Origin of the sequence: Acinetobacter sp. TY2 (assembly GCF_046269225.1) — a bacterium.
Lineage (GTDB): Bacteria > Pseudomonadota > Gammaproteobacteria > Pseudomonadales > Moraxellaceae > Acinetobacter.
On the sequence record NZ_JBJZOR010000034.1, the window covers coordinates 20,201 to 27,446 of the forward strand.

The 7,246-nt window shown below is 41.2% G+C and carries 7 protein-coding genes; all 7 read left to right on the top strand.

Annotated features, from left to right (window positions below):
* The first annotated feature begins 20 nt into the window (after positions 1-20).
* Positions 21-1,388, top strand: a complete 1,368-nt coding sequence (gene hcaE / locus ACK1JC_RS15610) for a 3-phenylpropionate/cinnamic acid dioxygenase subunit alpha (RefSeq protein WP_409512791.1) — start codon at positions 21-23, stop codon at positions 1,386-1,388.
* On the top strand, positions 1,385-1,903 hold the full coding sequence (hcaF, locus tag ACK1JC_RS15615; protein ID WP_409512792.1) for a 3-phenylpropionate/cinnamic acid dioxygenase subunit beta: 519 nt from the start codon (positions 1,385-1,387) through the stop codon (positions 1,901-1,903). Before hcaE ends, hcaF begins: the two co-directional genes overlap by 4 nt.
* Positions 1,903-2,229 (top strand): 3-phenylpropionate/cinnamic acid dioxygenase ferredoxin subunit, encoded by a 327-nt coding sequence (gene hcaC / locus ACK1JC_RS15620; protein WP_409512793.1) that lies wholly within the window; start codon positions 1,903-1,905, stop codon positions 2,227-2,229. The genes hcaF and hcaC overlap by 1 nt, the downstream gene beginning before the upstream one ends.
* Before the next feature lie 2 nt (positions 2,230-2,231).
* Complete coding sequence (hcaB, locus tag ACK1JC_RS15625) at positions 2,232-3,047, top strand: 3-phenylpropionate-dihydrodiol/cinnamic acid-dihydrodiol dehydrogenase (protein WP_409512794.1); 816 nt, start codon at positions 2,232-2,234, stop codon at positions 3,045-3,047.
* 171 nt (positions 3,048-3,218) lie between these two features.
* Positions 3,219-4,184: a 3-carboxyethylcatechol 2,3-dioxygenase gene (locus ACK1JC_RS15630; protein ID WP_409512795.1), complete on the top strand. Its 966-nt coding sequence runs from the start codon at positions 3,219-3,221 to the stop codon at positions 4,182-4,184.
* A 4-nt stretch (positions 4,185-4,188) separates the two neighbouring features.
* The gene (hcaD, locus tag ACK1JC_RS15635) at positions 4,189-5,430 is read left to right on the top strand and encodes a 3-phenylpropionate/cinnamic acid dioxygenase ferredoxin--NAD(+) reductase subunit (RefSeq protein WP_409512796.1); all 1,242 of its coding nucleotides are present in this window, start codon (positions 4,189-4,191) and stop codon (positions 5,428-5,430) included.
* A 332-nt stretch (positions 5,431-5,762) separates the two neighbouring features.
* On the top strand, positions 5,763-7,246 hold a 1,484-nt coding region (locus ACK1JC_RS15640), incomplete at its 3' end, for an Ig-like domain-containing protein (RefSeq protein WP_409512797.1).

A 7,246-nucleotide genomic window follows, 5' to 3' on the forward strand; every position in this document is an offset into this window, starting at 1 on the left:
GTTGTCGCAGGAGAGCTTTCATGAGTAAAAAAATTGATGTGCGTGAGATTGATGCTTTAGTCGATGCACAAAATGGCCGTATTTCTCCGTCCATTTATACAGATCCAGATTTATATGAACTGGAACTTGAGCGTGTATTTGGTCGTACTTGGTTATTTCTTTGCCATGAAAGCCAAATTCCAAAAGCGGGTGATTTCTTCAATACCTATATGGGTGAAGATCCGATTATCGTGGTGCGTCAAAAAGATGGCTCAATCAAAGCATTATTAAACCAATGCCGTCATCGTTCTATGCGTGTGAGTTTTGCAGACTGTGGTAATACCCGCGCATTCACTTGTCCATATCACGGTTGGTCATATGGTGTTGATGGTTCACTGAAAGACATTCCACTAGAAGATCGTGCATTCCCACAAGGTGCATGCAAAGAGAAGTGGGGTCTAGTCGAAGTCAATCGTGTTAAATCCTACAAAGGTTTAATTTTCGGTTGTTGGGATGAAAGCACACCCGATCTAGAGGAATACATGGGCGATATCGCTTGGTATTTAGATGGTGTGGTAGATCGTCGTCCGGGCGGTACAGAAATCATTGGTGGCGTACACAAATGGGAAATTGAGTGTAATTGGAAATTTGCAGCTGAACAGTTTGCATCGGATCAATATCACGCTTTGTTTTCACATGCCTCTGCAATTCAAGTGTTGGGTGCAAAACCAGATGATGAATCATCGAAAAAATTAGGTGCTGCGCAAACTGCTCGTCCTGTTTGGGAAACAGCCAAAGATGCAGTTCAATACGGTTCGCGTGGTCATGGTTCAGGTTTCTTCTTTACTGAAAAGCCAGATGCAAACGTTTGGGTTGATGGTGAAGTTGCCAATTATTTCCGTGAAACCTTTGACGAAGTGAAAGAGCGTTTGGGTGAAACACGTGCTTTGCGTTTGGCAGGTCACAACAACATGTTCCCAACCATGTCTTGGTTGAACGGTACAGCAACACTTCGTGTATGGCACCCACGTGGGCCAAATAAAACTGAAGTTTGGGCATTTTGTATTGCAGATGCTGAAGCATCACAAGAAGTCAAAGAAGCATTTGAACGTTCAGCCACTCGTGCATTTGGTCCAGCAGGTTTCCTTGAGCAAGATGACTCAGAAAACTGGATTGAAATTCAAAAAGTACTTCGTGGTTATAAAGCACGTAATAACCAACTTATTATGGAAATGGGCTTGGGTAACGAGAAAGTCCGTGAAGACGGCATTCCAGGCATTACCAATTATATTTTTTCTGAAACAGCAGCACGTGGTTTGTACCGTCGTTGGGCAGATTTGTTGATTCATGAAAAATGGGAAGATGTAGAAAAAGCAGCTGATGAATATGAGAAGGGGCTAATGAAATGAGCCAAATCAGTTTAGAACTTCATTATCAAATCAGTCAGTTTCTTTATCGCGAAGCAAAAATGCTTGATGACTGGAAATTCCGCGATTGGTTAAGCGTATTGGCAGAAGATATTTCTTATACCTTACGTACCACTCCAAACGCTCAAACACGTGATCGTCGTCGTTCAGTTGAGCCACCAACGACTTGGGTATTTAACGATACTAAAGACTTGTTAGAACGCCGAGTTGCTCGTTTAGAAACAGGCATGGCGTGGGCTGAAGAGCCTCCATCACGTACAACGCACATGGTTTCAAATGTGATTGTTGAAGCGACTGATGTTGAAGGTGAATATGATGTTTACGTGACTTATTTGTTGTATCGCACGCAGAAAGAAAAAGATGTGACTATTTACTGTGGTAAGCGTCACGACAAAATTCGTACAGTCAATTCTGAACAAGGCTTTCAGATCTTCAACCGTAAGATCACCTTAGATCAGGTGACTTATAACTCACATAATCTGAGCGTGTTTTTCTAATGAATAAAATTTTTGTTTGCCAAATTGATGAATTAGACGAAGGTGAAGCGCTTAAAGTTGAATGTGGCATAAATGGTATTGAAGCACTTGCAGTATTTAACAACGGTGGTGAGTTCTTTGCTATGAATGACCGTTGTTCACATGGTAATGCATCAATGTCTGAAGGCTATCTTGAAGATGATGGTACTGTTGAATGTCCATTACATTCTGCACGCTTCTGTTTAAAAACAGGCGAAGCACTGTGCTTGCCTGCAACAGATCCAATCAAAACATTCCCTGTGATTGTTGAAGATGGTCAGTTATTTGTAGAAATGGCAGGAGAGTAATCATGGGTTGGCTACAAGGCGAAGTTGTACTGATCACTGGTGGTGGTTCTGGTTTAGGTTGGGCTTTAGTTGAACGCTTTATAGAAGAGGGTGCACAGGTTGCGGTTCTTCAACGTTCAAAAGAAAAAGTCTTGGCTTTGAATGAACACTTTGGTGATCAAGTTTTTGTTATTGAAGGTGATGTAGTCAGCTATGCAGACAATCTTCGTGCTGTAAATGCTACTGTAGAACGCTTTGGTAAACTCGATTGTTTCGTTGGCAATGCAGGTATCTGGGATCATTATGCAGATATCGTGAATACATCAGGTGAGCAATTAGAAAAAGCTTTTGATGAAATTATGGGCATTAACACCAAGTCTTTAATTTTAGGTGCGAAAGCCGCTTTAGATGCATTGATCGCTTCTGAAGGTTCTATCATATTTACTTTGTCTAACTCTGCACTGTACTCCGCAGGCGGAGGTCCTGTGTATACAGCATCTAAGCATGCTGGCGTGGGTATTATGAAAGAACTTGCTTATGAGCTTGCGCCTAAAGTACGAGTGAATGCAGTAGCGCCATCGGGTATGAATGTCAACATTAAAGGTGCTGCATCATTAGGTCAGGAAAATGTCGGTTTGTTAGATGTCCGTGATCCAGAAAAGATTGGTCGTGGTATGCCTTTAGGCTTTTTACCTGAACCTGAAGATATGACAGGCTCATACGTCTTGTTGGCTTCCCGTGCCAATAACCGCCCACTCACAGGTGTGTTAATTAATGCGGAATGTGGTCTAGGCATTCGTGGTTTACGTCAACCACGCGCAGGATTCTTTGATGAATGATTTTTCACTGAACTATTAACAGATTAATCTCTCCTCAACCCTTCTTTAAAAAGAAGCGAGTATCTCGAATTTTAATTGGTATTTCATATTCGAAAGTTATCACTCTTTTTCAAAAAGGAGGCGGCGGGGGGATTAAGAGGCACAATTACTGCTTCTATTTCGGAGTCTCACATGCCAGTTAAACTCATTTGTGCCTCGCACAGTCCGCTCATGGAATTTGCTTCACCACAGGATCAGTCTCAGGAACAAAAAGTTCGTGATGCTTTTACACGGTTGTCAGCAGAAGTCAAAGACTATGAACCAACTTTAATCATCACTTTTGGACCCGACCATTTTAATGGCTTCTTTTATGACTTAATGCCAAGTTTCTGTGTGGGTATTCGTGCCACAGCTGCAGGCGATTGGGATTACGGAAAAGAGAACAATAAAATTGATGTGCCAGAACAAAAAGCATTGGACTTGGTTCGCCGTGTATTAGATGAAGGGGTTGATGTTGCATACTCATATCGTATGCAGGCAGATCATGGAGTGACTCAACCACTGCATTTCCTATGTAATGGTAAACTAGACCGTTATCCAACCATTCCCATTTTTATCAATGGTGCTGCTGCGCCAATGCCAACCACAAAGCGGACAGTGGCTTTGGGTCGTGCTGTGGGGCAGTTCATCAAATCTTTAAATCTTGAAAATGAACGTGTGTTGATTTTGGGTACGGGTGGTTTATCGCATGACCCACCAACACCACAAATGGGTTCAGTACCCCCAGCAGTTGAAGAGTTTTTAATTGCCGGTCGTAACCCAACAGATGAGGCACGAAATGCCCGTCAGGCAAAAATTATTGCAGTGGGTCAAAAGTTAGCAGCAGGTGATACCTCTGTGGCTGTACCCCTTAGTCCTGAGTGGGATATTGCCTTGTTGGAAAAATTCAAACAGGCAGATTTCACCACACTTGAAGCCATGACTGAAGATGAAATTCGCCGTGATGGTGGTCGTGGCGGTCAAGAAGTCCGTTCATGGATGGCAGCCTTTGCTGCACTTCACGAAATTGGTGAATACGATATGACCACACATTGCTATGAAGATATTGGTGAGTGGATTGCGGGCTTCGGCATTGTTTCTGCAGAATTAAAAGGTTAATACTATGAGCAACATCGAAACCATTGTTATCGTAGGTGCAGGTCAAGCAGGTGCGAGCGCAATTTTAGAACTTCGTAGCAACAAATACGAAGGCAACATCATTTTAATTGGGGATGAAACGCATCTGCCTTATGAGCGTCCACCCTTATCAAAAGATGTGATTCTAAAACCTGAAAACACCAAAATTGAAATTTTTTCAACTGAAAAATTGGCAGATCTTGGGGTGATAACTATTTGTGGTAATGGCGTTGTAAAAATCAATGCGACTGCGAAAACTGTTGAACTTCAAAATGGTGATGTTGTTGCTTATGACAAATTGTTGCTTGCAACAGGAGGAGCTGCACGTCGTTTACCTAACTTTGATGCTCTAGGTAAACACGTTTATACGTTACGCAACCTTGAAGATTCACAAGCTTTAGTTCCTGTCCTTCAAAAAGGTCGTCGTATTATTTTGATCGGTGGTGGTGTAATTGGTTTAGAGCTTGCATCATCAGCACGTTTTAAAGACTGTGATGTGACTGTGATTGAAATGAGCGCAATGGTGATGGGGCGTTCATCACCACGTATTTTGAGTGAATTTTTATTGGCACAGCAATGCCTTGCCGGTGTAGATGTACGCCTTTCAACAGCGATATCAGATTGTCATATTGAAGAAAATCAAGGTGCTGAAGAAATTGTGATCACCCTTGAGGGCGGTGAAGTGCTTCGTGCCGATGCAGTTGTTTATGGCATTGGTATTGTGCCAAATGCACAACTTGCAGTAGACGCAGGGCTAGATGTTGATTTTGCGATTAAAGTGAATGAAAACTGCCAAACATCAAATCCAGACATTTATGCTGCGGGTGATGTAGCATCGCAACTACGTGACTGTGGTAATCATCGCCGTGTTGAAACGTGGGAAAATGCTAACCTTCAAGCTGGTATTTTTGCCCGTCATGTCATGGGTGTTGAGCATCCGACAATTAATCCTGGGTGGTTTTGGACAGATCAGCTGAATATCAACTACCAATTTATCGGCGATATGTCTGCAAACGAATGGATTACTCGTGGTGAAATGAATGCTGAACAACGTGATGAATCTTCATTTATATTGTTTGGTGTGGCGGATGGTGTAATCGTAGGTGGTATTACAGTGAATGCAGCAAAAGATATGCGTTTTTTGAAAAAGTTAATCAGTAATAATGCATCTTTTGAAGCTGAAAAATATTTAGATTTGAGTCAAGATTTACGTAAAATTGTGAAGTAAATCAAAATTATTTTTTGAAAACCTCAAGTTATTTGGGGTTTTTTTAGGAGTGTTTTCTATTTGTTATGTATCGGAATTTACAAAAAAAAAGATAGGATAATTTTTTTAAATTATTGATTTTAATTTTATTTTCTTTGGAAGTGTGAGCGAGACTTATTTTTCCAACATTTGCATAATAGTCAAGTATACAAAAAAAACAATTAGTGTGATATAAATCACAGTTCTTTGGTGGTTGTTTATAAAAAGTTCGTTTTTTCATAGCCAGTAAGAACAAAAACAGAATGAAAAATTAGAAATAACCATTTTTATATAATTATTATGAGGTTTAATTTATGCCGAATATCTCGATTATTTCTAAGACCAGTCATGAGGTTTTACAAACTTTAGACTCGAGTCAAGTGAAAGAGATTAATCTAACGGAAAACTCCGTTGTGGTTATCGATATTCCCAAAGAAGATGTCGCAAAATTTGCTCGTGAAGGAAATTCAGCAATTATCGTTCTCAAAACGGGCGAAATAATTGTTATTCAAAATTATTTTAATAATGATAATACTGTAGATAATAATATTGTATTTGATGATGACTCAGGACAACTTTTCTGGGCAGAATTTACTGATTCTGATGGTGTAATTACAGATACGATTAAATATCACTTAATTGATGATGTTGATCCATTGCTTTATCATGATAATGATATGGTTGCAATGCTCCTGCCGTGGGTGGGTGGTGGTGCAACACTTGGTGCACTTGGGGCAGCTATTGGTGATGATAACAAAGATGATGGTGACAATACACCACCATCAAAACCCGTTATTCACCCAATCAATCCAAAAAGTCCAATTACAGGTGAAGGAGAGCCAGGTGGAACGGTTATTGTTAAATTTCCTGATGGCACGACAGCAACGGCAATTGTAGACTCGAAAGGCAATTGGACTGTACCGAATCCCGGTAACTTAAAAGATGGAGATGAAGTTACAGCTGTTGTAAAAGATCCATCTGGTAATACGTCACCAGAAGATACTGAAACAGTTGATGGTATTCCACCTGCTATAGATATTAACCCGATCAATCAAAAAGATCCGATCACAGGTGTGACAGAGTCAGGTGGAAAAGTAACGGTTAACTTCCCAGATGGCACAACAGTGACTGCTGTTGCTGACTCAAAAGGTAATTGGTCTGTACCAAATCCAGGTAACTTAAAAGATGGCGAAGAAGTTACTGCAACAGCAAAAGACCCTGCGGGCAACGAAGGCATAGCGAAAGAAGAAGTTGACGGCAAAGCACCAATCATTGATATAGATCCAATCAAGCCAGGTGGTCCGATCACAGGTGAAACAGAGCCAGGTGCAGAGGTTATTGTTAAACTCCCAGATGGTACAACAGTTACGACTGTTGCAGATTCGAAAGGGCATTGGGAAGTCCCCCCAAATCCTGATTTAAAAGATGGTGATGTAGTCGAAGTAATTGCGAAAGATCCTGCAGGCAATGAAGGCACAGCACAAGAAGAAGTTGATGGCAAAGCACCAATTATTGATATTGATCCAATCAAGCCAGGTGGCCCGATCACAGGTGAAACAGAGCCAGGTGCAGAGGTTATTGTTAAACTTCCAGATGGTACAACTGTTACGACAGTTGCAGACTCGAAAGGGCATTGGGAAGTACCTCCAAATCCTGACTTAAAAGATGGTGATGTAGTCGAAGTAATTGCGAAAGATCCTGCAGGCAATGAAGGCACAGCGCAAGAAGAAGTTGATGGCAAAGCACCAATTATTGATATAGATCCAATCAAGCCAGGTGGCCCGATCACAGGTGAAAC